Origin of the sequence: Pseudoalteromonas sp. Angola-4, assembly GCF_028599265.1 — a bacterium.
Classification (GTDB): Bacteria; Pseudomonadota; Gammaproteobacteria; order Enterobacterales; family Alteromonadaceae; genus Pseudoalteromonas; species Pseudoalteromonas atlantica.
In genome coordinates this window covers 438,085-463,001 of record NZ_JAQREK010000001.1, presented here as the reverse complement: position 1 = coordinate 463,001, position 24,917 = coordinate 438,085, and the positions used below count along the sequence as shown (strand labels likewise).

General features: G+C 41.5%; 24 protein-coding genes and 7 tRNA genes. 10 read left to right on the top strand and 21 right to left on the bottom strand.

Annotated elements, in window-relative coordinates; genetic code table 11:
• Positions 1–277 precede the first annotated feature (277 nt).
• The 9 genes from PSH48_RS02155 to dnaQ form a co-directional block, all read right to left on the bottom strand.
• Positions 278–354: transfer RNA gene (locus tag PSH48_RS02155), tRNA-Asp, on the bottom strand.
• A 53-nt stretch (positions 355–407) separates the two neighbouring features.
• A tRNA-Asp gene (locus tag PSH48_RS02150) sits at positions 408–484 on the bottom strand.
• A 37-nt stretch (positions 485–521) separates the two neighbouring features.
• Positions 522–598, bottom strand: a tRNA-Asp gene (locus tag PSH48_RS02145).
• Positions 599–635: 37 nt separating this feature from the next.
• Positions 636–712 (bottom strand) — tRNA-Asp (locus PSH48_RS02140).
• A 31-nt stretch (positions 713–743) separates the two neighbouring features.
• Positions 744–820, bottom strand: a tRNA-Asp gene (locus PSH48_RS02135).
• A gap of 41 nt (positions 821–861) precedes the next feature.
• Positions 862–938 (bottom strand) — tRNA-Asp (locus tag PSH48_RS02130).
• Positions 939–965: 27 nt separating this feature from the next.
• Positions 966–1,042: transfer RNA gene (locus PSH48_RS02125), tRNA-Asp, on the bottom strand.
• 98 nt (positions 1,043–1,140) lie between these two features.
• Complete coding sequence (locus PSH48_RS02120) at positions 1,141–2,511, bottom strand: TIGR03503 family protein (protein WP_024033683.1); 1,371 nt, start codon at positions 2,509–2,511, stop codon at positions 1,141–1,143.
• An 8-nt stretch (positions 2,512–2,519) separates the two neighbouring features.
• Positions 2,520–3,233 (bottom strand): DNA polymerase III subunit epsilon, encoded by a 714-nt coding sequence (dnaQ, locus tag PSH48_RS02115; protein WP_138579816.1) that lies wholly within the window; start codon positions 3,231–3,233, stop codon positions 2,520–2,522.
• A gap of 68 nt (positions 3,234–3,301) precedes the next feature.
• Between dnaQ and rnhA the strand changes: the two genes are divergently transcribed.
• A complete protein-coding gene (gene rnhA / locus PSH48_RS02110) occupies positions 3,302–3,766 on the top strand; it encodes a ribonuclease HI (RefSeq protein ID WP_004585980.1) in 465 nt (154 codons plus the stop codon).
• Between the two features lie 78 nt (positions 3,767–3,844).
• Here the strand turns inward: rnhA and PSH48_RS02105 are convergent, their stop codons facing one another.
• Complete coding sequence (locus tag PSH48_RS02105) at positions 3,845–4,621, bottom strand: class I SAM-dependent methyltransferase (RefSeq protein ID WP_055255234.1); 777 nt, start codon at positions 4,619–4,621, stop codon at positions 3,845–3,847.
• A 53-nt stretch (positions 4,622–4,674) separates the two neighbouring features.
• Here PSH48_RS02105 and gloB point away from each other — a divergent pair, with 53 nt between their 5' ends.
• Both gloB and PSH48_RS02095 read left to right on the top strand, forming a co-directional pair.
• Positions 4,675–5,448, top strand: a complete 774-nt coding sequence (gene gloB / locus PSH48_RS02100; protein ID WP_248450995.1) for a hydroxyacylglutathione hydrolase — start codon at positions 4,675–4,677, stop codon at positions 5,446–5,448.
• Between the two features lie 184 nt (positions 5,449–5,632).
• On the top strand, positions 5,633–7,210 hold the full coding sequence (locus tag PSH48_RS02095; RefSeq protein WP_273610809.1) for a lytic transglycosylase: 1,578 nt from the start codon (positions 5,633–5,635) through the stop codon (positions 7,208–7,210).
• Between the two features lie 274 nt (positions 7,211–7,484).
• On the opposite strand, the gene PSH48_RS02090 is transcribed toward PSH48_RS02095, so the two are convergent.
• Genes PSH48_RS02090 through PSH48_RS02080 form a run of 3 tightly spaced genes read right to left on the bottom strand, consistent with a single transcriptional unit; the run spans position 7,485 to position 9,011 of the window.
• Positions 7,485–7,934: a flavodoxin gene (locus PSH48_RS02090; RefSeq protein WP_024033689.1), complete on the bottom strand. Its 450-nt coding sequence runs from the start codon at positions 7,932–7,934 to the stop codon at positions 7,485–7,487.
• Entirely contained in the window at positions 7,934–8,698 is a 765-nt protein-coding gene (truC, locus tag PSH48_RS02085) for a tRNA pseudouridine(65) synthase TruC (protein WP_273610808.1), read from the bottom strand. The genes PSH48_RS02090 and truC overlap by 1 nt, the downstream gene beginning before the upstream one ends.
• Positions 8,691–9,011, bottom strand: a complete 321-nt coding sequence (locus tag PSH48_RS02080; protein WP_273610807.1) for a YqcC family protein — start codon at positions 9,009–9,011, stop codon at positions 8,691–8,693. Before PSH48_RS02080 ends, truC begins: the two co-directional genes overlap by 8 nt.
• A 105-nt stretch (positions 9,012–9,116) precedes the next feature.
• Between PSH48_RS02080 and PSH48_RS02075 the strand changes: the two genes are divergently transcribed.
• Together PSH48_RS02075 and PSH48_RS02070 are read left to right on the top strand one after the other, a co-directional pair.
• Entirely contained in the window at positions 9,117–10,145 is a 1,029-nt protein-coding gene (locus PSH48_RS02075; RefSeq protein ID WP_273610806.1) for a DUF3549 family protein, read from the top strand.
• Entirely contained in the window at positions 10,145–10,444 is a 300-nt protein-coding gene (locus tag PSH48_RS02070) for a DUF3301 domain-containing protein (RefSeq protein WP_004585972.1), read from the top strand. The genes PSH48_RS02075 and PSH48_RS02070 overlap by 1 nt, the downstream gene beginning before the upstream one ends.
• A 741-nt stretch (positions 10,445–11,185) precedes the next feature.
• On the opposite strand, the gene PSH48_RS02065 is transcribed toward PSH48_RS02070, so the two are convergent.
• Positions 11,186–11,830: a GNAT family N-acetyltransferase gene (locus PSH48_RS02065; RefSeq protein WP_138579820.1), complete on the bottom strand. Its 645-nt coding sequence runs from the start codon at positions 11,828–11,830 to the stop codon at positions 11,186–11,188.
• A gap of 211 nt (positions 11,831–12,041) precedes the next feature.
• Between PSH48_RS02065 and PSH48_RS02060 the strand changes: the two genes are divergently transcribed.
• The 3 genes from PSH48_RS02060 to PSH48_RS02050 all read left to right on the top strand — a co-directional run bounded on the left by PSH48_RS02060 (position 12,042) and on the right by PSH48_RS02050 (position 13,601).
• Entirely contained in the window at positions 12,042–12,281 is a 240-nt protein-coding gene (locus tag PSH48_RS02060; protein ID WP_004585970.1) for a DUF2789 domain-containing protein, read from the top strand.
• A 269-nt stretch (positions 12,282–12,550) separates the two neighbouring features.
• Positions 12,551–12,814 carry a hypothetical protein gene (locus PSH48_RS02055; protein WP_138579821.1) on the top strand — a complete coding sequence of 88 codons (264 nt, stop codon included), beginning with the start codon at positions 12,551–12,553 and terminating at the stop codon, positions 12,812–12,814.
• Positions 12,815–12,827: 13 nt separating this feature from the next.
• Positions 12,828–13,601, top strand: a complete 774-nt coding sequence (locus tag PSH48_RS02050) for a Zn-ribbon-containing protein (RefSeq protein WP_004585968.1) — start codon at positions 12,828–12,830, stop codon at positions 13,599–13,601.
• Between the two features lie 225 nt (positions 13,602–13,826).
• Here PSH48_RS02050 and syd read toward each other — a convergent pair whose 3' ends face one another.
• Positions 13,827–14,366, bottom strand: a complete 540-nt coding sequence (syd, locus tag PSH48_RS02045) for a SecY-interacting protein (protein WP_138579822.1) — start codon at positions 14,364–14,366, stop codon at positions 13,827–13,829.
• Positions 14,367–14,425: 59 nt separating this feature from the next.
• On the opposite strand from syd, the gene queF reads away from it, so the two are divergent.
• Complete coding sequence (gene queF / locus PSH48_RS02040) at positions 14,426–15,271, top strand: NADPH-dependent 7-cyano-7-deazaguanine reductase QueF (protein WP_055255227.1); 846 nt, start codon at positions 14,426–14,428, stop codon at positions 15,269–15,271.
• Positions 15,272–15,336: 65 nt separating this feature from the next.
• Here queF and PSH48_RS02035 read toward each other — a convergent pair whose 3' ends face one another.
• Genes PSH48_RS02035 through PSH48_RS02025 form a run of 3 tightly spaced genes read right to left on the bottom strand, consistent with a single transcriptional unit; the run spans position 15,337 to position 21,625 of the window.
• Positions 15,337–16,218 (bottom strand): peptidylprolyl isomerase, encoded by an 882-nt coding sequence (locus tag PSH48_RS02035; RefSeq protein WP_138579823.1) that lies wholly within the window; start codon positions 16,216–16,218, stop codon positions 15,337–15,339.
• 20 nt (positions 16,219–16,238) lie between these two features.
• Entirely contained in the window at positions 16,239–19,922 is a 3,684-nt protein-coding gene (tamB, locus tag PSH48_RS02030; RefSeq protein WP_273610805.1) for an autotransporter assembly complex protein TamB, read from the bottom strand.
• Complete coding sequence (locus PSH48_RS02025; protein ID WP_443197863.1) at positions 19,922–21,625, bottom strand: autotransporter assembly complex protein TamA; 1,704 nt, start codon at positions 21,623–21,625, stop codon at positions 19,922–19,924. Before PSH48_RS02025 ends, tamB begins: the two co-directional genes overlap by 1 nt.
• 237 nt (positions 21,626–21,862) lie before the next feature.
• On the opposite strand from PSH48_RS02025, the gene PSH48_RS02020 reads away from it, so the two are divergent.
• Positions 21,863–22,198, top strand: coding sequence for a ribonuclease E inhibitor RraB (locus PSH48_RS02020; protein ID WP_024033700.1), 336 nt, complete (start codon positions 21,863–21,865; stop codon positions 22,196–22,198).
• Positions 22,199–22,214: 16 nt separating this feature from the next.
• Here the strand turns inward: PSH48_RS02020 and PSH48_RS02015 are convergent, their stop codons facing one another.
• From PSH48_RS02015 to PSH48_RS02005, 3 genes are all read right to left on the bottom strand, one after another.
• The gene (locus PSH48_RS02015) at positions 22,215–23,966 is read right to left on the bottom strand and encodes a DEAD/DEAH box helicase (RefSeq protein ID WP_273610803.1); all 1,752 of its coding nucleotides are present in this window, start codon (positions 23,964–23,966) and stop codon (positions 22,215–22,217) included.
• 171 nt (positions 23,967–24,137) lie between these two features.
• Positions 24,138–24,440, bottom strand: a complete 303-nt coding sequence (locus PSH48_RS02010) for an H-NS histone family protein (RefSeq protein ID WP_004585960.1) — start codon at positions 24,438–24,440, stop codon at positions 24,138–24,140.
• 233 nt (positions 24,441–24,673) lie between these two features.
• Entirely contained in the window at positions 24,674–24,904 is a 231-nt protein-coding gene (locus tag PSH48_RS02005) for a hypothetical protein (RefSeq protein WP_029774020.1), read from the bottom strand.
• Positions 24,905–24,917: the final 13 nt, after the last annotated feature.

Here is a 24,917-nt window from a genome sequence, read left to right as displayed (position 1 = left end):
CCTTTTTTAAAGTGAGACTAGATTCTTGGCTATTCATGCAGATATAAGAAGCTGAATATTAAAGAATAGGCAGGAATATTAGCAGGTTAGCATTAAGTAGTCGATTATTTAGCTGATAGCTGATAGCTGATAGCTGATAGCTGATAGCTGATAGCTGATAGCTGATAGCTGATAGCTGATAGCTGATAGCTGATAGCTGATAGCTGATAGCCAAAGGGTAATTTATAAAATTATTTAACCAAGGATTTTATAAGCTTGCTATTGAGGAAATAACAAGTGGCGGAGTGGACGGGACTCGAACCCGCGACCCCCGGCGTGACAGGCCGGTATTCTAACCAACTGAACTACCACTCCGCAGTGGTATGTGCATGGGGTAATGCACTTACTAATTTTGTTACGATATCAAATGGCGGAGTGGACGGGACTCGAACCCGCGACCCCCGGCGTGACAGGCCGGTATTCTAACCAACTGAACTACCACTCCGCAGAGATATCATATTACTTGTCATTACTAAATTTGTTGGCGGAGTGGACGGGACTCGAACCCGCGACCCCCGGCGTGACAGGCCGGTATTCTAACCAACTGAACTACCACTCCAGCATACAAATTTTGTAACATAACAGTGTTTAAATAGTGGCGGAGTGGACGGGACTCGAACCCGCGACCCCCGGCGTGACAGGCCGGTATTCTAACCAACTGAACTACCACTCCAGCGCGTATTTAAACTGTTATTTTTTCTTATTGGCGGAGTGGACGGGACTCGAACCCGCGACCCCCGGCGTGACAGGCCGGTATTCTAACCAACTGAACTACCACTCCATAATAAGAATATGTTTTACAACCATATGTTGTGTAAGTGTTGGCGGAGTGGACGGGACTCGAACCCGCGACCCCCGGCGTGACAGGCCGGTATTCTAACCAACTGAACTACCACTCCAGCGTCTACTTACAAATTGTCGAAAATTGGCGGAGTGGACGGGACTCGAACCCGCGACCCCCGGCGTGACAGGCCGGTATTCTAACCAACTGAACTACCACTCCGCATTTTCGTTTCTGCTTAGGTCTCCCTTTGCAGCGGCGTGAATAATACGAATCAGCCCCTACTTCGTCAAGGGCTTTTTTGTTTTTTTACAGGTTTTTTAGTCATCTGACATCGAAAGGTTTAAAATTTCACCTGATTTGTCACTTTTTGAGCCATTTTTGCCGACTTGATTTTTTTCTGCATCGGCGTTGCTCTCATCGTTTACTTTCTTTTTGTTTAAAAAAGGCAGTTTAAAGTTAAATTTGATTGGCTTTTTCTGTACAAAAATACGAATTGCTAACCACCCTAACAATAAAATGAGCAAATTACAGCCCACGATTAAAGTCACTAATGTAGAAGTGGCCATTTTTTCTTCAACGGGCTCAGCTTCCAAGGCCAGGTTTTGATCAATAAGCGTAGCAGGGTCTATTTCTGGTACTGCTTCTATTGGCCTTTCTATCTCAAATTTGTATGTTGGTATTGTGGCCATAAACTCACGACCGTTTATATTAGTGCCAAAAACAGACAGTTCAACGCTGTATCTTCCCCAATCATAGTTTTTAATTGCTAGTTGGCGTGTATCACCCGCTTGCGCGTCAATAGTGAACATTTGCTCTTCATTGTTAGGGTAATAAATTTTTCCCTGCACAATAACAGTTTCGGGTTTAACTATGTTGCTATCTATATTAATAGATAGCTGGTGATCGTCAGTATCAAGCTCTGCCAGTGCGACCTCAGATTTAAATGGCGGTTCATGCACAATGATAGGGTCTTGCACAATCCGTCGCTGTAATAAGGGGGTCGCTATATAGAGTTCTGGTGTCCACTGCCCTGCTGGAAAGTCTAATTTAAATTCGCCAGTAAACACTCCATCGTTAGGGCGTTCATCAAAGCCGCGGCCATCGTCTTTAAATTCGGCAACTTCTTGAGTGCCTGCACCAAAGTTTGCATAGCTTTCATCGTTGGTACTTACAAAGTCAACGTTTAGGCTAACTACATCTGTGAATAAGTTAGCATCGATAGGCTCATCATCATTTAAAATTTCGCCCGTTATTTTTATTGTCTCGCCTCTAAATAACATAGGAGGTAATGGCTGTGCTTTTAAAGACACTTCCCCTAACACCACAATGCGGCTGTCGGGCAAAATGCGGCCAATAACTTGCCATGGGCCAGCCATCGGTTTTTTTATGGTGATTAAGTCGTAACTAAGCTCATCAAACCAATCGAGGTTGGGATCTTTAACGGCGTTAGTGGCAAAGTACTTGCTGCCATCGGGCCTGACTAAAATAACCGCGGGCGAACCTGGCTTTCTAAAAAATAGTAAGGTTATTTCGTCTAATTGGCTGTCTATACGAAAACGGTTATCTAGCAGCGGTATTTCATTTTGTTCGCCGTCGCGTTTAAGCAGCTCTACTTGCTTAACGGCAAACGCACTGGCGCTAAACAGTGAGGTGGCGCACAGTACAGTTATAAAATACATCGTTTTCATAGTTGGCCTTATTCAGCGCGCCATAAACAGTGGCCGCCTTCTTTGTCTATAAGATCGAGTCGTGCTTCGTGTGCGCTTTGCTCAGCGTCGTTTGCGCGCAATACAACTAAAGGTGCTCGGTCACTACTTAAGCGTCTTATGCCACCAGTCTGTTGCTCGCTGCCGTCATCTTTATTTTGGTTTAAGTTTAGCTTGGTTTGCCCGCCAGTCATGGCAAGGTAAACATCGGCTAAAATTTCAGAATCCAGTAATGCGCCGTGTAATGTTCGTTTTGCGTTGTCTATATCGTAACGGCGGCACAAAGCATCTAGGTTGTTCTTTTGACCAGGATGCAAGTCACGCGCCATTTTAAGGGTGTCGAGAACTTGGCAGTACTCGTGCGTATTTGGGTAGCCTTGGTTAAGCAGCGCAAACTCGTTATCCATATGGCCCACATCGAACGGGGCGTTATGTATTACAAGCTCTGCACCTTTAATGTAGTCAAAAAACTCTTGCGCTATATCGCGATAAAGTGGTTTATCACGTAAAAACTCGTTGGTAATACCGTGAACATCTATTGCTTCTTCTTCAATGCTGCGTTGTGGGTTAATGTAAACATGAAAATTATTACCGGTTAAACGTCGGTTTATTAATTCTACACACCCAATTTCTATAATCCGGTGCCCCTGTTTGGGGTCGATGCCGGTGGTTTCTGTATCTAAAACTATTTGTCTACGTGCCATATCGAATTTAGCCTGACTCTGGTATCTTTCTATAATCACTTTATTGTACATAATATCAAGGTAAAACAGTGCAAAAAACCGTAGAGATTTACACCGATGGCTCATGTTTAGGTAATCCGGGCCCTGGTGGTTATGGTATTTTTATGATTTATAACGGCCACGAAAAAAAATTAAGCCAAGGGTATAAGCTAACCACAAACAACCGTATGGAAATGCTCGCTGCCATTGTTGCCCTTGAATCACTCACCCGCCCTTGCACCGTTAACCTCACCACAGATAGCCAGTATGTTAAGCAGGGTATTGAGTCGTGGATTGCAAATTGGAAAAAACGGGGCTGGCAAACATCGGCAAAAAAGCCGGTTAAAAATGTTGATTTATGGAAGCGACTTGATAGCGCTTGTAGCGAGCACACGGTTACATGGAAATGGGTAAAGGGACATAGCGGGCATAAATATAACGAAATAGTTGACGATTTGGCCCGTGACGCTGCAGGCAGTAGCAACCTACTTGATGATGTAGGGTATCAACCTTAACCCGTTAAAGCTTTTGCACTTTTTAGTGCCATGAGTGTAAGGCTCATGGCTGGGTTAAAAAGTGCCTACTTACATTTTTTAACTATTATTATTTTTTTGCTCACACTGTTTAAAGTGCTGCTTTGATGTTTGTCTAAGCCCTGCCCCCTTTACAGGTGAAAACTGCGGCCTTGCATGCCACTTAGGTTTTATAGGCGTAAGCGGAGCCACGCGTTTTCGCGCCACCAGCATATACACACTCCCCATAGGTTTTAAATACTGTTTGGCAAAGCTGCGCCAAAATGCAAACCGCGAAAGCCTGTTACCCCGCGCAAGAGATGAGTAAATAAAGCGCTCATCGCTAATAATTTCAAACCCCAATAAATTAAGCCAATCTTTTACCCGCGCAGGCGTAAAAAAACGCCCCGTCCACGGCAGCTTTTGGCCGCTAAAGGGCAACATTTGCGCCAATCCACATAAACTAAACGGATTAAATCCGGTAATAACAATGTAACCACCGGGTATAAGTGTACGATGCGCCTCGCGTAATATGTGATGTGGGTCTGAGTGATACTCTAAGCAGTGGCTTAAAATACACGCATCAACACTGTGCTCATAAAAAGGCAGTTCGTCTATATCGGCTATTACACCTGTGTAAGGCCCCTCTTCGGCAACACATACTTGGTGTTTTATAGTGCTTATGCTGGTATTAAGCTCGCCACTTAAATTACCTAATTTAAGCATATGGTAACCAAACATACGCGGCAGCCATTGATCCATTTTTTGTTCAATGTCAGCACGTAAATAATCCCCATGAGGGAACTGCTGCCATGACAGCGGTTTGGGTCCTTCTTGAAAACTAAGGGCTGGTTTCATTTTTATAGCTCGTTATACTAGGTGTTACCCGTCACTTTATAGAGCAAATTAATATGGTGCAAGTTAAAGCAATTAAAGCATTTTCTGACAATTATATTTGGTGTTTAACTACCCATAATAGCGACCTAGCGTGGGTGGTTGACCCAGGCGACGCACAGCCCGTTATGGCGCATTTAGCAGAGCATAACTTACAACTTGGTGGCATTTTAATTACCCATCATCATAGCGATCATACCGGTGGCGTAGCCGAGCTTGTAAAACAGTTTTCTAACATTGCAGTGTACGGTCCTATTAACAGTCCGTTTGCGGGGATCACTAATACACTGGTTGATGGCGATAGCATTGCGGTATTGGGTACGCGTTTTAACATTATTACCACCCCTGGCCATACGCTTGATCACATTTGTTATATTCATGAAGAGTTGGCTTTTACCGGCGATACGCTTTTTAGTGGGGGCTGCGGGCGATTATTTGAAGGGACGCCTGAGCAAATGTGGGAGTCGTTTAATAAGCTACGTGAGCTATCTAAAACCTGTAAAGTGTATTGCACGCATGAATATACACAAGCTAATTTAGCATTTGCAAAAGCCGTTGAGCCGCGTAACCCTGAGCTACTCCAATACAGCGACAAAGTAGATGCACAGCGTGCTAAGGGCGAAATTACACTGCCAAGTACAATAGGCCAAGAGCTTAAAGTTAATCCATTTATGCGCAGCGACCTACCTACTATTACAGAGTTAATTCCAAAAGAATTTGTGTTGGTTACAAAAAACAATGAACCATGGGAAAACTTTGCAAGTCTGAGACGATTCAAAGACAACTTTTAGTAAAGATATGTTGACCTGTTGTAATTAATTTTGCAGCATCGTGGTTAGGTATATCCTAGGTAAAACCATTGGTTTAAAAATAGCGAATGGTTTTACCAACATGTTAAAGTTGGTCGTTAAGTGGCAATGTTGACTCATAACGGGTAGTATTCGCCGAGTTTTTTTACCTGATGTATTGGTATATATGAATAAATCTCCTCTATTAATTGCCTTGGCGCTTGCGCTAAGTGGTTGTCAAACATTAACAACCGTAGATTCAGACGCACAAGCTGCTACCCAAGCAAATAAGCGCTTAGAAGGCGCAAGCCCTAACGATATTAACAATGCATTGATGCTAAACGCCCAATATCAACACGTTGAGCAGAGCGAAGACGCCCCCGTTTTTGACGATGTTTGGGAGCGCATTCGCTACCAACTGTCTATTGATGTACCGCAAAACCGCCCTGTTGTTACCGAGCGTAATTACTATGCGCGTCATCAAGCTTATTTAGACCGCATTTCAAAACGCGCAGAACCTTACTTACACTTTATTGTTGAAGAAGTTGAAAAGCGCGAAATGCCTATCGAAATTGCCCTTTTACCTATTGTAGAAAGCGCGTTTGACCCATTTGGCTTCTCTAATCGCAGTGCTTCGGGTATTTGGCAATTTATGCCAGCCACTGGCGAGCGTTTTGATTTAAAACAAAACTGGTGGTACGACGGCCGACGCGACATAGTGCAATCTACGCGTGCTGCCCTTGATTACTTATCGTATTTACACAAAACCCTTGAAGGCGATTGGTTAAACGCCATTGCGGCTTATAATTCAGGCGAAGGGCGTTTAATGCGTGCAATTAAGAAAAATCGTAAAAAGCATTTACCAACAGACTTTTGGTCTCTCGACTTACCAAGCGAAACCACCGCGTATGTACCAAAGCTTTTAGCCCTTGCCGATTTATTAAAACGCGCTGATGAGTTTAATGTAAAATGGAAACCGGTTATCAACGCGCAAGTTGTAGAAGTGGTTGATGTAGGCACGCAGATTGACTTAGCACTGGCCGCAGATATGGCCGATATGACTCTTACTGAGCTATACAGGTTAAACCCAGGCTTTAACCGCTGGGCGACCGACCCTAACGGTCCGCATTTTTTACTATTACCCACCGATAAAGCGGAACAATTCAGCCAAAAGCTGGCGCAAACCGATGTTAAAGACCGCTTACGCTGGCAGCAATACACTGTGGCGAGCGGAGATAGCCTATCGGTTATTGCTAAAAAGTTTACCACTAGCACCAGTGCTATTCGCTCGCTTAATAAATTAAAGTCAAACACCATACGTATTGGCCAACAGTTATTAGTACCCTTAACCGATGGGGCAATTAATAGCGAACATTTACCTAAGCAAATGCGTTTAGCTGCTAATAAAGCCACCCGTACTAAGCTGTCGCACACGGTTAAAAGTGGCGACACCCTGTGGGACATTAGTCGCGAATACGATGTCACCATGGATGAGCTGGCCTCGTGGAATAAACTGAAGAAAAACTCAGTATTGCGCTTAAATCAAAAGCTCACTGTTTATAAATCAGCGAGTAAACCACAAGCAACTGCAAGTACTAATCGCACCATTACGTACAAAGTACGCCGTGGTGACTCGCTTGCACGTATTGCGTCTAAATTTAATTTAACCGTAAACGAAATTATTAAGTGGAATAACTTAGCCGGCCAAAAGTATTTACAGCCAGGCCAAAAGTTAAAGCTTAAGGTTGATGTAAGAAGTAGTTAACCCACTGTTTAATAATTAAAAAAGGAGCGCATGCGCTCCTTTTTTTGTACGTATAAGCAGTTAATACCAATTCGCTTAATTAAATGCTCTATTTTGAGGCCGGAAAAACGTGTTAATAGCTAGGCAATAAATTCGCTATTTAGTTGTTCTCGGCAATTGCTCCTGCATGGCTCTACCTTCTGCATCCATGCAATCGTAAATGAGCATTTTTTAACGAAGGTAGCGACACATTTAACCCCGCAAAATGAGTAAGCATTATTGCGCATTGGTGTTACTAAGCTGGTAATTTTTCAAGCCATGCTTTTAACCACGGCTCTGCTACAGGCCATGGCTCAAAGTCTTCGCAGGCATCTATTTCTAAACGGTTTCCTACCGGCTTAGCTTGCAAGTCACGTAGTAGCTCATCAAAGCTGCGCCCTGCACCGCAAAACGTATCGCCGTAGCATCTATCGCCCATGGCTATAACACCAAATGGCTTATCAGTTAGCATCGGAAATGTGCTGTTCATAGCAAAGTAGAGCCCAGCTAAATTGCTAGGTACATCGCCTTGCCCTGTGGTAGAGGTAACAACTAATATATGTGAGGCGTTTTTTATATCATCAAGTGAGGCCTCACTAATAACGCTCGCAGTGTGCCCCGCTTTTTCAATTGTATTTGCAACGTCGTAGCTTAAACGTTCTGCGCCGCCGTTAACGCTGCCTACAAAAATACTAATATGTGCCATTAATAATCCTTTTCTTGCTGTGGCCAACCTAGTTGCTTACATATACTAAGCATGTCTTCACCTAGTGGCGCTTTAATTACGATGGGTTTATGCGTGTAAGGGTGCACAAAACTAAGCTGCGTTGCAAATAGCATTAACCGCCGCAGTGCAAAATGCTCCCTAAAAAATTGATTATGCTGATTATCACCATGATTTACATCACCAATAATAGGTATTGATAAATGATTAAGGTGGCGCCTAATTTGATGCTTTCGCCCTGTTTTTGGAAAACACTCTACGAGCGAGTAACGCACCGTGGGGTATTTACCAATAGGAATTGGTAGCGTGGCTTGATGCAGACAATTAAATTGCGTTTGCGCCGCTTGTGGCGCTTTATTTTGCGTGGCAAATTTGTCAGCTATTTTATCAAGATCTTCTTTTAACGGTTTATCTAAAAACACCGATTCAGGCGCAAAACCACGTACAAGCGCTAAATAACGCTTTGTAATAGTGCCTTCAATAAATAGCTTGTTCATGTCTCGGGCAGATTCTGAACTTAAAGCAAATAGCAGCACACCTGATGTTGGTCTATCTAGCCTATGCACCGGAAATACATGTTGCCCTAATTGGTCGCGCAGCATTTGCATTGCAAACTGGGTTTCATGTTTATCTAAAAAAGAGCGATGAACCAATAAGCCTGAGGGCTTATCTATGGCAACAAAGTATTCGTCTTGGTAAAGAATATTAAGCTCGCCGTACTCTACAGGTTCTCCCTTTTCAGTCATGGGGTTTACCTAAAAAAGCATCAAGTTCACTAAGTAGCGTTATAATTTCGCCGCTGCCGGTTTTACCCACTAACGCCATTTCAGCCATAGGCGCAATGGCAAAATTTTGCGGCAATGGTTGGCTGAGCGTTATTAATTGCTGCATTTTTTCAATAAATACAAACTGTAACCATTGCTCAAATGCCATGGTATCGTGACAAAAAGGCTCTTGAGATTGTAATTTATGCGCCTCTATTGGCGTGCTTTGCCACAGCTTATGTTTTTTTAAAAGTGTGCTTAATTGGTTTAAATAAGCCTGCGTTTGCTGATACATAACCACTCTTCTTTTTACGTTATAGGGCAATTATACCCTGTTCCCTCAATGCCTGCTATGGCGTATAATTGAGGCAATTTTGCAGTAAAAACAATTGAGATAACGATGAGCGAACACATAGCGACACTTGGCCAACTTTTAGATGGCGCCGGTACACAATGGCGTGCTTTTGATATTGGCAGGCATATTACTAAGCTTGATAAAAAACAGTTTTTAGCTATTGAGCAAGCGCAAGTTCCTTATCCTTATCCGCTTGCGGGGCATGCATGGCTGGCTATTCAATTTTGGGATAGCAAAGCAAGTAAAGAACCTTATGTATGGTTTTTAAAGTTTCCACTTGATGAGCAAAGTAAATTAGTGAGCGCGAGCCGCGATCATTTCGCTAATATGGTAATTGAAGCCCTAGGCAGCGAAATTACCGGCGAGCAAGCCGATGGTAAGCTAGATAATAACCCTTATGTGTTTACCCCTAATGCAAATAAATTAGCGGCTTTTAACGCCCAACTTAAAGTATTGTTAAAGCAACCAGCCTCTAAATATTACGAGCACACGCAGCTGTACTTTAGTGGCACTTTAGGTTTTGATGATTGGCAAAGCGTTGCGCTACAAGGTATTGCCGATTTTGCACTGCGCCTAAATAACGACAACAACTTAGCAAACTTGCAAAAAGCTTGGCCGCATTTACCACTAGAGGTATTGCAGCCTTTGAGCGCCATGCTTGAACATGTAGAAATACCGCCATCACTCAGTGAGCTTTTAGTCGCCTATGGCCACACTGCCATTGAAAATAACGATACAATTGCACTAACTGCCGCACTGCGCTCGCTTTCAAAAGGCCAAGCCCAAGGGCTGTGTACACACCTAGTAGATGCTGCATTAAGCTCATCTGTTGGCACTGATTCAGATGTACTTTTAACGATTGCAGGGCGATGCTTTTCTCAACTAGAAGAGCCTGAGCGCTTACATATTTTTATGGATAATTGTGCGCACCACCAGCAAATTGCCGAGCTATTCCCGAGTATCTTTGCTGATTTAGTTGCAATACCCACTATACGCCCACATTTATTAGGCTTATTACGTAAAGAAAACCGCAGCGAAACGCTCGCTCGCGCAATTGGAAGGTTGTTCTCTTAATGGCTACTTTGTGGACGTTTATCGCCATTGGCGCTGTAATTTACTTATTTTGGCTAAACCGAAAAGTAGCAGAAGCTGCTAACAGTCATGCCGCGCGCCAAGCTGAGCAATTACAGGTTCAGTTAATGAGCGTAGCGTGCACAAAACGCCGCTTTGGCATTTTAAAAAATGGCAAACCGGGGATCAAAAGCGAATTTATGTTTGAGTTTTCAAGTGATGGCGAAAATGCCTACCAAGGTATTTTAATTATGGAAAATGAAATGCTAAAAAGTGTTGTTGTGCCGCCACACAAAATTTAACTCTAATCGTTCAAACCGGTGGGGTTAAAGTGAAACCACTAAAATAAGTTAATACATAAAACTAAGGCGTAACAAAAGTTACGCCCCACTCTTACAGCATCCTGCTTGTTATCCTTGACCCAAAATCCGTATTATCATCCCCTGAACGAGTAAACAACCCTATTTACCCTCAACATTGCGTCCTGCAAAATCCATAACCATCCTGGCTAACCCACGTAAACTAACGCTTGGCTACTCACTGTAGCATCATCCTTGGTCATCCTTTTAAGTAGCTCCTGCCACTTTAAATGCATCCTGCATTTTCCACTTGCCGCCTTGGCCATCCTGCGTAAACTAACGCTCCTGCTACTTCCTGTAGCCTCATCCGTAAATATCCTTAAGTAGTTCCAACTACTAAGCGCCTCATGCACTTCCTAGTTCGTCCTTGCGTCCTTTTTAACTTGTCCTTTATGCTTCCTGCTAGCATCTGCTATGTTGCCTATTCCGTATCCTTGGCAGTAGCTTAGTCATTAAGCTATGTCGTCTTGACAAGTTAAATACTACGCGAGTTTTGGTTTCATCCCACTAGGTAAACAAAATTAATTTTTCGTAATATATATGAAAAAATATAAAACCCAATATAAAACAAAAACCTACCCTTTTAAAGCTGCATTTATGAACGACCGTAACTGATAATGCGCACGTCAATGTAAGATATGTCTCACGGGCATATGTCCGTAATGGCGCTTATCGCTTACAGACTTACTTTGCATATGGTTTATAAAGAAGCTCTCCGGATACTTTATTAAAGGCAAGTGCTTTAAAAGTGCTAAATCCTTCTGATTTAAAAAACGTATTATGCTCTTGGCGTGTAACAAAAACGGCAAGCCCTTTAGCCCCTGTGTTTTTAGTTGCTAAATCATCTAAGCCTCGTAACAGGTAGCGCCCAAGCCCGTGGCCTTGCACGTGCGGGTCTACCGCAATAAACGCTAAATAGTAGTAATCGCCAATCTCATTAAGCGCAGTGCGTATTGTTTGCTCTTTTTCTATTAGTTGGTTGGTTTGCAAATACCCTGCGCTCAGCATTAACTTTAAGCGCCAATGCCAATAACGCTCTGGTTGTAATTGGCTGCTTGACTCAAATACACACGCCACTGCTTTTAATTTATCATCGCGGTACAAGCCTATTAATGGCAGCTTTTCTTGCCAAAAAGCACTGAGTTCTTCGCGTATCACTGAGCGTAATTTTTTCTCGTAGGCAGCCATATTATGTTGATCATAACCTAATAAATTTTGAAGGAGCGGATCATCATGATAGGCCTGATAGATTAAACTCCCTGCAGTGCTTATATCTTCAGGGGCAAGGTATTGTACGCTTAATGTGTGCTCATTAGAGGTGACTGTCATTGTGTATCCTTTTTGCTTTACTACCCTCAACGTTGCCAAACTATTTACCGTATATAAAGTAATTGGTAATTGTATGGCGAAAATGTTTATCTATACTGCAAGTTAACTATATACCTAAAGCAAAAATACCGTCAATTCAGCGAGAGTTTAACTAGCAAAGCCTATAGTCTGGCTCTAAGCTTGGTTTAATTTAATCAGATGGAGTAATAATATGGATACAACAAAACACGATATGAAAACGTTGTTTGCACAATTGGGTTTACCTAGCTCAGAACAACAGATTGACGATTTTATTGCTTCTCACTCACTAGAAGACACAACGCTTTTACAACAAGCTCCTTTTTGGGATGAATCACAGCAGCATTTTTTAGCAGAATCGCTAGCAGAAGATGGCGCGTGGAGTGAAGTAATTGATGAACTTGATGTGAGGCTTCGCCAAGAAGGTAAGTAATACTAATTTGCTCAATTATGCGACCTATTTTGAGGTTCGATAAACGTGTTTATAGCTAAGCAAAAATTCACTATTGGCTGTTCTAAATGAAAAATTTTTAACACAGGTAGCGACCCGTTTAGCCCCTCAAAATGATTAAGTATTATTGCGAATTGGTATAATCCCCCCTCTGCTTATACCAAGGCTTTATGCTCCTTGGTATTGTTGCTACTATAGCACCCGCGCAGCAAACACTTGCTGCGCTTATATATTAAAGAGTTACAAATCTAATGAATGCAGTTGTATTTGATGCAATTAAAGTCCTTCTTGATGAAGGCAAAACCCCTACTGTTGCCCTAACTAAAAGCCGTTTAGCACAACCTGTGCCTATGCCGATTATTATTGCCGCAGTAAGCCAATATAAAAATAATCCTGATTCAATTCATAATTTAATGAAAAACCCTGAGCAGAGCATCGTTGAGCCTAAAACATCTCAACTCGATCGCATTGAGAAAAAACTCGATAGGTTGCTAGCCCTGTTAGAGCAAAAATAATTTGAGACTATAAATGTTCGTTGTTGATTTAACGTTTGACTGCTACCAAGACACCACCCTAGAGCACGCCGAGCAAGCCATTAACCGATTAGTTAATGCACTGCGTTTTAACGGCCAAATTATGGGTGAAGAATTCCCAACTGTACTAAAAGATGGCTATTTTATTACCCGTGTAATGTGCCCAACCGAAGACGCCATGCACCCATTAAATAATAGCCCTTTTGTAAAACACAGTATTGAGAAGCTGCACAGTGCAGGTTTACTTGCTCCTAAAATAAAAGTTATTGGCCAAGACATTCACTCAAACGGTGCCGATACCTGTAAATCGCCTTCAAGCTATATTTTATACACAACCTATGTGCATACTTGTAGCCCACTGTATTGTGGTGATGACTTTTTACCCGTGCCATTATTTACTATTCCGGCCATTGCTAATGGGGATTATAAAACACTCATAAAATGGCAAGAAGATTGGCAAGCTTGCGATCAAATACAAATTAACGGCGCTACTCGCTGTGAATTTCCAGCGCTTGAAGAAATATCAAGCACACAAAGTGACTTATACCGCCGCGGTAAAGACATTGCTAAACGTATCCGCTTTTTAACTCAAAAACCGGTTTATTATTATTTATACCGTGTAGGCGGTGTAGATAAAGCCTCAGAACTTGAGCGTAAATGCCCTAGCTGCAATAGTGAGTGGAAATTGCCAGAGCCGTGGTTTGGGTTATTTGATTTTAGGTGTGAGCCATGTGGGTTGGTATCTAATGTTTCGTGGGATTTTCAGTAACTAAAAGCCCGTACTTTGCAAAATAAAGTTACACACCTTATAAAAAATCAGCTTAATGCATTGCACTAAGCTGACTTTTTAATGCTCAATTAAATTAAGTAAAGGCCGCGAGTAAGGCTACAATATCGCTCTTTTCGCTGTAATAACTAAGCAACCTTTAACGCATCTTGCACAGGGCTTATCCTGCACAATAATTAACGATTACTGCACATTGGTTTAATTAATCTAAACCTCAAGCGCTTTTAAAAAAGATTCTATATTGGGTGCAAGTACATGATGCGGCTTTTTACCTACGTACTCTAAACATACCTCACCGGTATTTACCTGCACGGTAACCAGTAAGTCATCTTGCTCAGTTAAACCTATAAATAGGGTTTCTGGCTGCTTTAATTTTCGTTTCATTAATACATGACCGGTAATATTTTGTTGCAGCAGGTCAAAATCATCTTTATTCCAAGCTTGTAATAACTCCACACGGTGACCATCTATACTAGCTAAAATGCTACCGCCATACATGTGCCCATAAAACTCATCAACCCCTGCTGGGAAGCTCAGCTCAAGCGCGTTAGCTAAATCTGATAACGAACCTGCGGGGGTTTGCAAAGCACTTTTCCATTGAATATTGCCTTGTGCGTCTACCTCGCCAAACTCGCAAGGGCTAGGCCATTGTTCATCGTGTGCCATAAGCGGATATTTAGCGGTGTTTTTAACGGTTTTTTCACAAAATTGCGTGTGAAGTTGGGCCATTTGCATTGCAACAGACATACTGCGAAACTCATTTAAATTAGATATAATGTCCCTATTGTAACTATTTAAGAGCAAACATGACAGATTACAGCAATTCTCCAGACCTTAAAGGTAGTGTGTTAGGACAATCTACTGAATACGTAGATGTATATTCGCCTAGCTTGCTTTTTCCTATTGCCCGCAAGTTAAATCGTGATGCTTTAAATATTGACGAAGCCGAGTTACCCTTTAAAGGCCAAGATATTTGGACAGGTTATGAGCTTTCGTGGTTAAACGCTAAAGGTAAACCGCAGGTTGCCGTGGCGCTGTTTACTTTTGCGTGCCAAAGCAGCCATATTATTGAGTCTAAGTCGTTTAAACTTTACTTGAATAGCTTTAATCAAACCCGCTTTGAAAGTATTGAGGTGGTAAAACAGCATTTAATTGAAGACTTATCAAATGCGGTAAATAGCGATGTAGCGGTAACGTTATACGCACCTGATGACTATAACTGCTTACCTTGCACGCCATTACCAGGGCAATGTATTGACGATTTAGATATTGAAATAGATAACTACGATATTGACGCCTACTCACTTAAATCAAAAAGTGACACCCTGGTTACTGAGACCCTGCACAGCCATTTGCTTAAATCTAACTGCTTAATTACCTCGCAGCCAGATTGGGCCAGTATAATTATTCGTTACACTGGTGAGCAAATATGCCATGAGGCACTCTTGCGTTATTTAATTTCATTTAGAACCCACAATGAGTTTCATGAGCAATGTGTAGAGCGTATTTATAGTGATTTAACCACGCAGCTAAACATTAAAGAGCTTGAAGTCTATGCGCGTTATACGCGCCGCGGTGGGCTGGATATAAATCCGTATCGTTCAACGCACTATAACGATACGCCTTTTGCGGTAAAAATTAATCGCCAGTAATACCAATCGACTTAAATATCACCATAAAAAAGGAGCTTAAGCTCCTTTTTTATACCCGTTATAAGCTAGTCAATGCGCTTAGTCGGAATAGGCATTGCGCACACATCAACATAATTATGGGCGTATACAAACCAAGGTTCGGTACGATTTTTTCGCGCCTCAATCAATTCTCTAAATGATTGCGAGTCTGTTTTCATAACATTAAAGGTGCTTTTATCACGCTTAATATCGGCTAACACCTCAATGTTTGTAATTGGGTTAAATGGCGTATTAGCAACAGGCTTACGCTGTAAACGATTAAAGTGCTGCATACCTTCAAGCACTCTTCCAAATACGGTAATATTTTTATCAAGGTAGCGCGGTCCTTGGCCAATGGTGACAAAAAATTCAGTGCTTGCACTGTTTATCTCATTGCCACGCGCCATGGCAAACACACCGTGGCAATGTACCTGCCAAGTTTGTGTATTAGAGGCGTTTTGTGCGACAGCAAAACCGTTTAAAAACCCCGTTACAGGCGCGTAACCATCGCCTTGTAGCTCTGTAATTTTAAGCGGCTGTGCGGTGCTATGGTAAAACTCCGCAGGCACAGTTTTATTAGCCTTTTTAATTGCTTTATTGCCTGAGCTGTCGCCTCCTTGTGCCACAAACCCTTCAACAAAACGATAAACACGGGTATTTTTATAAAAGCCTTCTCGTGCAAGTTGTTTTATGTGCGCAGTATGTTTAGCTGCAAGCTGTGGGTTAAGCTCAACATAAGCCGCCCCTGTAGGCAGCGTAATTTTTAAAACATTTTGCCTGTCTACATTTCGCCATTCGTGCGCTTTAGCATGCTTTATTACCTCGCTTGCGCTACGGGTTGGGGTTTGTTGAGTGCCCGCGTGTTGCTCTGTGTATTGGGCGCAGCCAGTTAACCCTGTTATTAGTGCTGCTAAATATAGTCCTTTCATATAATCCTTATACTGCCTATTTAGTCCCAATCAAACTTATAGAGTAAATCAACATTTTGATTTAAACCACTGGTGATCTCTACATAAAACTGCGAAAGCAGCTGATAGCGAATAGCGACCTCGCTGAGCGAGTCAAATACCCCTACGCTGTATTTAACTTGTAAGCTAGGCGCTACATAGCCCGATATTTCAAGCTTAGTGTTATCGCCAGAGCCCGTTGAACTTAAGCTTACATCAGATAAACCAATGGTTTCGCCAACTTTAGATACAACGCCTTCACTACGGCTCACCCCTTGTGAGAGCAATAACTGAGTAAGCATAGCATCGCTGGAACTGTCGCCCTCGCCTAGCGGCTGCCCATTGAGTAAATAGGCCAGCGCTTGTGCTTGATCCATTGCCGGCTCAGAAAATACTTTTAAGGTAGGTTGCTCAACGTTACCAGTAAGCGTAACACCTGCCACAACATCGTTTGCTGTGGTGTCTGGATTACGTATGGCTTTAATATTTAAAAACGGTTGCTCAATCGAGCCACTAAACCCTATTTGCCCAGTACTAATAATTAAATCTTGGCCAAAAGCTAAATACGTACCATCGATTAAATTTAGCTCGCCGGTGGCAATTATAGGGGCACCTTGGCTCATTTTGATGGCTAAATCGCCCGCTATTTTCGACTCAAGACCAAACGATTCTATTTTCACATCGTTTTTAATAATCACTTTTAAATTTACATCGTAATCAAACGGTACGTTTTCTGCCGTTTCAGTTTGTTGATCAACAATAATCTCATCGCTGCTTACTTGAACGGCGCCCTCTGGCAGCTCTTCAATCATTACCCTGCCATAAGGCACAATCACTTCGCCAGACAGCTTTAATGCATTATTTGCAAGTCCAATAGTTAAATCAGGCGATACTTTAAACGTCACGCCTTGCTGCGCGCGTATAAAAAACTGCTCGCCGTTAACGCTTACATTTACCTCAGGCTGGGCGCCTTGCCAATCTACGTCGCCGGTTAGGTTGATTTTACCGCCCTGGGTGTCGTTTAAATTACCTTTAATTGTGGCGGTGGTTTTATCAAATAAAATGTTTACGTTAGATTTTTGCAATACCACCGGCAATTGCTCACCTTCTAAATTAATATCACTGACATTTAGCTCACCATTTAATAGAGGGTCTTGTAAAGTGCCGGCAACTGCCACGTTTCCTGTTATATCGCCTTTTAATTGCTCAAGGGTTTCGAGAAATGGATGTAAGTCTGATAGCAATATTTTATCTATATTAAGGTGACCGTTTAATGTTTGCTGATTTTGAATATCATCAATATTAATTTCGGTGGCTATTTTACCTAGCACACTTGAGCGTAAATCGGCCTCTAGCTTACCCGTTTGAGAATCAGTGTAGGCACTGACTTTTAGCGTTTCGATGGGTAATCTAAACCGGTCTTCCTCAGAGGTAAGAACAGCAACAAGGTCATGCGCATTTAAATTAGCGCGAAGTGTTTTTAATGCGCCCTCGTTCCAATTTGCAGCAAAGTCGCCGCTTATATCGCCACGCGTACGCATGTTATCTGGTAAAAAGTGTTTAAGCTCTTCAAGCGCTAAATTGCTCAACGTAGCATTAAATTGCCCCAAGTTTTTAGTTTGCGCAAGGGTGTTAATACATAGCTCACTTTTGTTTGAGCGCCAGCAATGCGCACTCACATCAAAATCGCTGGTTTGGGTATTAAACATCACCGCAATTTTTTTACTATTACTAAAGCTGAGTTTCTTATCACTTAGCGTTATGTTACTGAGCGAGCCATTCCATACGTCATTATTGAGCTTACCGGTTACTTCAAGTTCAGCAGCGCCTTGCTCTGCATCTATGGCGGCCACCAGCTGATGGTCGGTTTTATCGCCAGTGGCAGTTAGCTCAATACTATTAATTACCTGATCAGCAACCATTGCTGAGCCTACGTTTAAGCTCACATCGGTTTGCCAATCTGCGGCTGTATCGAGCTGACCTTTAAGGGTGAGTTTATTAACGTTTATGTCGTTATACATAAAGTTATCGAGTAATAACGATAAATCAACGACGGGGGTTAAACGGGGTCCTTTAACTTTTAAATCGGCCTTACCGTTTGCAACGAATGGCAGATTAGTTTGCTCATTTCCGGTAAGTGTTACTTTTCCGTCAACCTGCCAGGTGTCGTCAACTTGCCCGCTCAAGGTTAATTTATTGGCACCGCTACTTAAATACAGGCTGTCTATGTTGGCTTTTAGCGTATTGTTAAGTGTAAAGTTTGAGGCAAATTCAAGCGGTGTTTGGTTCAATGTACCTGCAAGTTGTGTATTATCCATTTGCAAGTGCCAGTTTTGCCCTTCGCTGTTAAAGCGCCCTTCTAGCTGGCCAGAAATATTACTTGTAAGCGCATCTGTTAAGTACTGCGCTTTTAAGCTATTTAACGAACCGGTGAAATCGGCTTGTATGCCCTTTTGCCAATTAACATTACCTTTAAATATTGCACTACTATCGTTTGCTTTTAGGCTTAAGGTACGTAGCTGCGCTTGGCTAAGCGAGCCGTTTAATTGCGTGTTTAATACTACAGCTGGATAGGCACCTAATTGACTATGCGCTTTTAAACTTAGCGTGTAATCATCCGCATTACCCGAGGCTGATAAATCAACATTATTTACTTTTAGCTCGTTACTTTGAGCGTCAATCAACCATTGCTCAACTTTACCGGTAAGTTCAAACGGATAATTTTTTTGTTTTAAATTAGCCGTTGCCGTTAGATTTAATGGGTACTGACCTGTAGTGCGTAAATTTATATTTAAATCAGATAGGTCACCACTTAACGCTAAATTCGCTTGGTGCAAGTCGCTATTTAGCACTACTTTAGCGTTTAATGGTAAGTTACCTGCAAGCTCACTAGTTAACTCTGTATTTAGTTGCCATTGTTGGTACTGCGCGCTAAGCGTTTGTAAGTTAACTTTTTCATCTTCTACATTTAATACAAGCGCTATATTTTCGATTGTGTGAGTTTGCTCACCTTGCTCAATATCCACCTTTTTAACGTCAAACTGCTCTACCCGTAAATTAAGGGGCGATGTAAACTCTATATCTGGTAACGCAGGCAGCGCTGTTAGCGCTTGGCCTTGATTAGCCGCTGCTTGATTAGATGAGGCGGGTTGCTCTTTAAGCTTTACCTGTACATCGCTAATAGTTAGGCTTTTTAGTGCTAAGGTTGCATCTTCAGCTTTCGCCGCAAGGGTAAAGTTATTTACGGTTACATCAGCACTGGGATGATTTAATACAAATTCGTTTATTGCTACATTTTTAACGGCAATATTAAAGGGAAAAGTAATTTTAGCTAATGGCTCTGAGGTGCTCTGTTGCGTGGCTTCGGGTGCATTGCCAAGGGCAAGTTTGATTGACCGCGCACTTACATTTTCAATACATAGGCCATCGCACTGCCACCAAAATAAATCTATTTTAAGCTGCTGCGCTTTAAAATCTGTACTTTGGTTTTTAAAGCTCACATTAAACGGGTTGTTATATAAAAAGCGCCCTTTTTTAATTTCGATATGTAAGCCATCCACCATTTTATTGGCACTATAAGCAATAAATTGATTACCGGGCGCAGTAAATAACAAACAAAATATAATAACGGCAAGCGTGATTAAAACGCCGATGACGGCGGCGGATATTTTTTTAAATACTGACATTAAATTTCTGGCCCTATGGTAATGCTTAAACGTGTGCTTTTACTTTCTTTAGTAAGCCCCCATGCATGGTCTACTTTTACGGGGCCAATGGGTGTTAAATAACGAAAGCCAAAGCCTGCGCCCACTTCAAAGTCGTCCGAAAAGTCATTTGTGGCGGTACCGCCATCAACAAATAAAGCTGCTCGCCAATTTTGTGCAAATTGGTAATTGTATTCAATAGTACTGGTTAGTAAGTATTTACCACCAATTAAATCACCGTCTTCATCTTCTGGAGAAATAGACTGATAAGCAAAACCACGTACACTTTGGTCACCACCGGCATAAAAGCGCAGCGAGTAAGGTACGTTTTCAATATTATCGACCAGCATGGCGCCCACGTTTGCTTTTAAAAAAACTAAGTGTTTATCTAAATAGGTTCGCAGCCACGCATGCTGCAGCTGCACCCGCACTAAGTTTGTGGTTGAAAGTACATCATCTAAACCAAACTCAGCCGAAATTAGCCACTGCTCACCCCAATAAGGCGTTGTGCCTCCTTTTGACTTTTTACGGGCATAGCTAATACCGGGCATAAGCATTTCGGTGCTTTCTTCTGGTTCATCACCAATGCGGTATGTTTCTTGGTCTCGACGTAAAAAGGCCGTGCGTACCCATTTATCTTCAGTTAACCATTGGCGCTGCAGTTGGCCGGTCAGTATTTCACTGTATATGTCATCGGCAAGTTCATCTTCTAACTTGTAACCCACTGATAAACGCCATAAATCGTCGTTAGGGTCATCTACCGGAATGGTGTACGCCATAGAAATATCTTGCTGTTTCTCAGCTACATTTAAATTGCTTTCGAGGTAATGCCCGTCTTCTGTGATCCAGGGTTTACTCCATTTAAAACGCACTTTCGGGCCCAGCTCGGTATTAAAGCCACCGCCTACTTCGTAGCTATTAGCAGGTTTGTGTAGCACATCAATATTAATAGGCACTTGGCCATTTGCTCTTGCTGGTATATCGGCATAAATACGCACGCTTGCAAAATACGGTGTGCTTGAGAGCTCAAGGTTATAATCAGCAATTTGTGTGGCTTTATAAGCTTGCCCTTGGGTAAAAGGTGCCAGTGAACGAATGTATTTTTCTGCGGGGGTTTCGGTGGCAATGATTATATTGCCATACGTGTATCGCACGCCGGTATCTATATTAAATGTAATAACGGCACTGTTTTTTTGCACTGATACAGCAAGTTTTCGGGCTGGCCATTTAGCATCAAAATAGCCTAGCTCTAATAGCATTGACTCTATTTTTTTATGAGCTGAGTCGTACCTGCCATGATTAAGAACATCGCCCTGGGTTAAATTTAAATTTTTAATAACGTTTTGTAATTGCGAGTCGTTTTTACCCTCACCATTAAGCGTTATATTGATAGCTTCTATGCGCGTTGCAGGGCCGCGCTCTACTTTAACGATAAGCTCTTTATCGTCTTTATCAAACTCAATGTCTACCGTTGGGTTGTAATACCCCAGCGCTTTAATACTGCTTTGCACTTGCTTTTTGGCATAGCGGCGCAAGGTTCTGGTGGGTTTTTCGCCAACCAGTTGTTTTAAATATAGCTCAACGTTACTTTCTAACTCGCCACTAATCCCTTTAATTTCGTAATCTTCAATTACCCTTTGCTCAGCGCTGGCTTGAGTGCTTATAAAAAAAGCTAAAAAAAACACATAACGTAATAACTGTTTGAACAAGTAAATATCCTTACTTTTTATTCTTTAAAATTTAACCACCAATGAGTTGCATACTACCATAGCCATAATGAGCAACACATTAACTTAATGGTAATCTTGCACCAAATTTCACTCCCTTTTAAAGCCTATAAAGTTAAAATTAATACGCTTTAAAGCAATATTTTGGTTACAATAGTGGCTACGAATACAAAATTAATTTTAAATGAGTTTTTAATGCAATTCCCTGATGATGATAACGGCCAACTTTTAGCCGAAATAGCCGCTGCTGGCGTTGATTTAAGCAAAATGCACCAAATCGATTTTTTCATTTTATTTGAACAACAAGCTGATGCTGAAAAATTTGCCAAAGAAATAATCTCTGATGCATTAGTACAAAGCGCAAACGTTGAAAAATGTAAAGACACAGGCGTGTGGGAAGTGATTACTCATGTACAAATGGTGCCAGAGCACACATTGCTTGGCCAAGCAGAGCAATACCTTGAAAGTATTGCTAATAGTTACAATGGCTATGGCGATGGCTGGGGTTTAATGGACGAAGACGCCGCTTAACAAAAATCAGTTAAGCTTAGCCGCTTAACTGATTAGCTTTTCTAAAGCTGCCAGTGTAATCAAATAATTTATCAGATACCTTCCAGCCATACTTTTTACTTTTACGCGCGATAACAAAATCGGGGTGCACTAAATCATACTGTGCCTTAATTACCTGCTCAGCACTTTTAAATTCGACAGGCGCTTGCCCCTGCCCTAGGCGTTTACCAAACTGTTTATTAAAAATATACTGCCCGCCTTTACTGGCAAGGTTATAGACCTCATCGCAACTTGCACCATCTTCATCAAAGTAGGTTATTTTAATTAAATCATCTTTAAGTTTTACCACTGATAACCCACTACAGCGCAGTACTAACGCATCTTTTAAATTAAGGGCGTTACGTAGCTTGTCGTCGGGGTCGGCCATTACTGCGCCGCAATCATGGCATTTACGAGCTGCTATATCGTTTTGAGCGCCGCATTGTTCGCACTCTTTAAACCTAAACCGATAATCGCATTGCTCTTTATGGCCTTCGTCATCTTCTAATAAACCTTGGCAGCGCCTGCCAAAATGCTCAACTACTTTGCCATCAGCATCGGTTTTTCCCCAAAAAATATTTGCAAACCCACACCCAGGGCAAAGCACTTGAACGGGCTCATTATCGCTATCACCTTTTTTATCGCCCACCTCAGGGTGAAATAAATCAAAGCCGTTGCCTGCGTAATCTATAACTAAGCAGTCTGTTTTTCCTTCATTTAGCCTAAGCCCACGGCCAACAATTTGCTGGTATAAGCTAACCGATTCGGTGGGGCGTAAAATAGCGATAAAATCGACATGCGGCGCATCAAATCCGGTAGTTAAAACAGAAATATTAACGAGGTATTTTATGTTTTTTTGTTTAAATTGATTTATTAATTTATCGCGTTCTGCATTTGGGGTATCGCCAGTTATAAGGGCACTTTGCTCTGCGGGTAAATAAGTTAAAATTTCTTGCGCGTGCATCACCGTTGCCGCAAATATCATCACGCCTTGGCGGGTTTCACTGTATTGTATTACCTGCTTCAGTATAGCTTGCGTTGCGCGCTCACTATTTTTTAAAAGCGCATTCATGTCATCAGTCGTATATTGACCAAACGCATTAGTAGCCAAGGACGAAAAATCATAATGACTAATTGCCGCGTCCACTTCATTTGGCGGCGTTAAGTAATTATGTTTGATCATATACCTGAGCGGTAATTCAAATATACAGTTTTTAAATGGACTTTCTTTATTACCTTTTACAAAACCATGGTAATGATGATGGTATATCCACCCCATTCCTAATCTATAAGGTGTGGCTGTTAAACCCAATACTTTTAACTGAGGATTATATTCTTTGAGCGCATTTATAACCTTTCCATATTGGCTTTTTTTATCACCATTTACTCTGTGGCACTCATCAATAATAAGCAAAGAATAATGCTCATTTAATTTATTTAAATTACGCGATAAAGACTGAACACTGGCAAAGGTAACTTGGTGGCTGAGTGATTTTTCTTTTAACCCTGCTGAAAATATACTCGCTTCTAAACCAAAACTTTTATATTTTTGTGCGTTTTGTTCTACCAACTCTTTAACATGTGCAAGCACCAAAATTTTTTGCTTAGCAATTCGCGCAAGCTCTGCAATAACAAGGCTTTTACCCGCACCGGTAGGCAGTACAATCACGGCAGGATCATTTGTTTTTCGAAAATGTAAAACAGTGCGCTCTACGGCCTCTTGCTGATACGGCCTTAATTTATAGCTCATGAAAATAGTAAATAGAATAACCAGAAATGCAGTTTAACAAATACTAAGCGACTGCGGGGAGTTTAAGGTAAGTTTTGGCCAATTAAATCTCGCGTACAAAGCGTAAGCCTAAGTTTAGTTATTAAATTATACGCCATTAAAAAGAGAAGCCGTAGCTTCTCTGTTACTTTATTAAGCTAGGTGCTTTTGTAAATCAACACCTTCAAACGCTTTAGGGCGACGACCACGACCGGTCCATTCAATCACTTCGCCATCTACTTCAATACGATACTTAGCTTTTACTTTAGTACGTTTATCTGCTGTACCGTCTTGTAAATCTTCTAACGTAAGTCCTTTTTCTTTTAAAAGATCCAACACTTCCTGTTTAGCTTGTAGCTGCTCAGTATATTTTGCAATCGCATCAGTGATTAATTGTTGTGCTTTTTCTAGCTCAGTTAATGATGCTGTTTTAATAAAAGATCGAACTTCTTTCATTTATATCTCTCTTGCTTGTTGGAGTTAACTTTTTAGTTTCAAAGCAAGTATAAACCCAACAATATATTTTTACCATGAGCAATTTTACTCCATAGCAAAAGGTATAAAAGCAAATACTTTAGCATGAGAAATCAGCATAGAATAAGTATAGTAATGGACTTTAATATCAAATAAAAAATATTTAACCTCTATTAATTTTTTAATAGAGGTTAATAAACTTATAAAGTTAAAGTCTATTTATCAATTTTTACACTACCACGGGTCATCTCTCTCATTGCCTCTTGGCTTAATTTTTCTTGGTAAGCAATTTGTTCAGGTGTTCTACACACTCTTGTTGCAATGTTGCTACCTGTGGTTTTTTCGAGTTTACATATTTTGCCATCGCTTTCACTGGCTTTAAGTGCTGCTGCACTAGTGCAACCTGAAGCTAAAATTACTAATAATACGGTACAAAGATGTTTCATTGTTTATCCTTAA

What these genes read in the sequence shown, in the direction of transcription:
- PSH48_RS02075 (WP_273610806.1), top strand. Translation starts at nt 9,117, where the DNA reads ATGAGCGAACACATAGCGACACTTGGCCAACTTTTAGATGGCGCCGGT.
- PSH48_RS02010 (WP_004585960.1), bottom strand. Translation starts at nt 24,440, where the DNA reads ATGAAAGAAGTTCGATCTTTTATTAAAACAGCATCATTAACTGAGCTA.
- truC (WP_273610808.1), bottom strand. Translation starts at nt 8,698, where the DNA reads ATGACTGAAAAGGGAGAACCTGTAGAGTACGGCGAGCTTAATATTCTT.
- PSH48_RS02060 (WP_004585970.1), top strand. Translation starts at nt 12,042, where the DNA reads ATGGATACAACAAAACACGATATGAAAACGTTGTTTGCACAATTGGGT.
- syd (WP_138579822.1), bottom strand. Translation starts at nt 14,366, where the DNA reads ATGTCTGTTGCAATGCAAATGGCCCAACTTCACACGCAATTTTGTGAA.
- PSH48_RS02055 (WP_138579821.1), top strand. Translation starts at nt 12,551, where the DNA reads ATGAATGCAGTTGTATTTGATGCAATTAAAGTCCTTCTTGATGAAGGC.
- PSH48_RS02050 (WP_004585968.1), top strand. Translation starts at nt 12,828, where the DNA reads ATGTTCGTTGTTGATTTAACGTTTGACTGCTACCAAGACACCACCCTA.
- PSH48_RS02080 (WP_273610807.1), bottom strand. Translation starts at nt 9,011, where the DNA reads ATGTATCAGCAAACGCAGGCTTATTTAAACCAATTAAGCACACTTTTA.
- PSH48_RS02095 (WP_273610809.1), top strand. Translation starts at nt 5,633, where the DNA reads ATGAATAAATCTCCTCTATTAATTGCCTTGGCGCTTGCGCTAAGTGGT.
- PSH48_RS02105 (WP_055255234.1), bottom strand. Translation starts at nt 4,621, where the DNA reads ATGAAACCAGCCCTTAGTTTTCAAGAAGGACCCAAACCGCTGTCATGG.
- gloB (WP_248450995.1), top strand. Translation starts at nt 4,675, where the DNA reads ATGGTGCAAGTTAAAGCAATTAAAGCATTTTCTGACAATTATATTTGG.
- dnaQ (WP_138579816.1), bottom strand. Translation starts at nt 3,233, where the DNA reads ATGGCACGTAGACAAATAGTTTTAGATACAGAAACCACCGGCATCGAC.
- queF (WP_055255227.1), top strand. Translation starts at nt 14,426, where the DNA reads ATGACAGATTACAGCAATTCTCCAGACCTTAAAGGTAGTGTGTTAGGA.
- PSH48_RS02015 (WP_273610803.1), bottom strand. Translation starts at nt 23,966, where the DNA reads ATGAGCTATAAATTAAGGCCGTATCAGCAAGAGGCCGTAGAGCGCACT.
- tamB (WP_273610805.1), bottom strand. Translation starts at nt 19,922, where the DNA reads ATGTCAGTATTTAAAAAAATATCCGCCGCCGTCATCGGCGTTTTAATC.
- PSH48_RS02005 (WP_029774020.1), bottom strand. Translation starts at nt 24,904, where the DNA reads ATGAAACATCTTTGTACCGTATTATTAGTAATTTTAGCTTCAGGTTGC.
- PSH48_RS02035 (WP_138579823.1), bottom strand. Translation starts at nt 16,218, where the DNA reads ATGAAAGGACTATATTTAGCAGCACTAATAACAGGGTTAACTGGCTGC.
- PSH48_RS02065 (WP_138579820.1), bottom strand. Translation starts at nt 11,830, where the DNA reads ATGACAGTCACCTCTAATGAGCACACATTAAGCGTACAATACCTTGCC.
- PSH48_RS02070 (WP_004585972.1), top strand. Translation starts at nt 10,145, where the DNA reads ATGGCTACTTTGTGGACGTTTATCGCCATTGGCGCTGTAATTTACTTA.
- PSH48_RS02090 (WP_024033689.1), bottom strand. Translation starts at nt 7,934, where the DNA reads ATGGCACATATTAGTATTTTTGTAGGCAGCGTTAACGGCGGCGCAGAA.
- PSH48_RS02020 (WP_024033700.1), top strand. Translation starts at nt 21,863, where the DNA reads ATGCAATTCCCTGATGATGATAACGGCCAACTTTTAGCCGAAATAGCC.
- PSH48_RS02120 (WP_024033683.1), bottom strand. Translation starts at nt 2,511, where the DNA reads ATGAAAACGATGTATTTTATAACTGTACTGTGCGCCACCTCACTGTTT.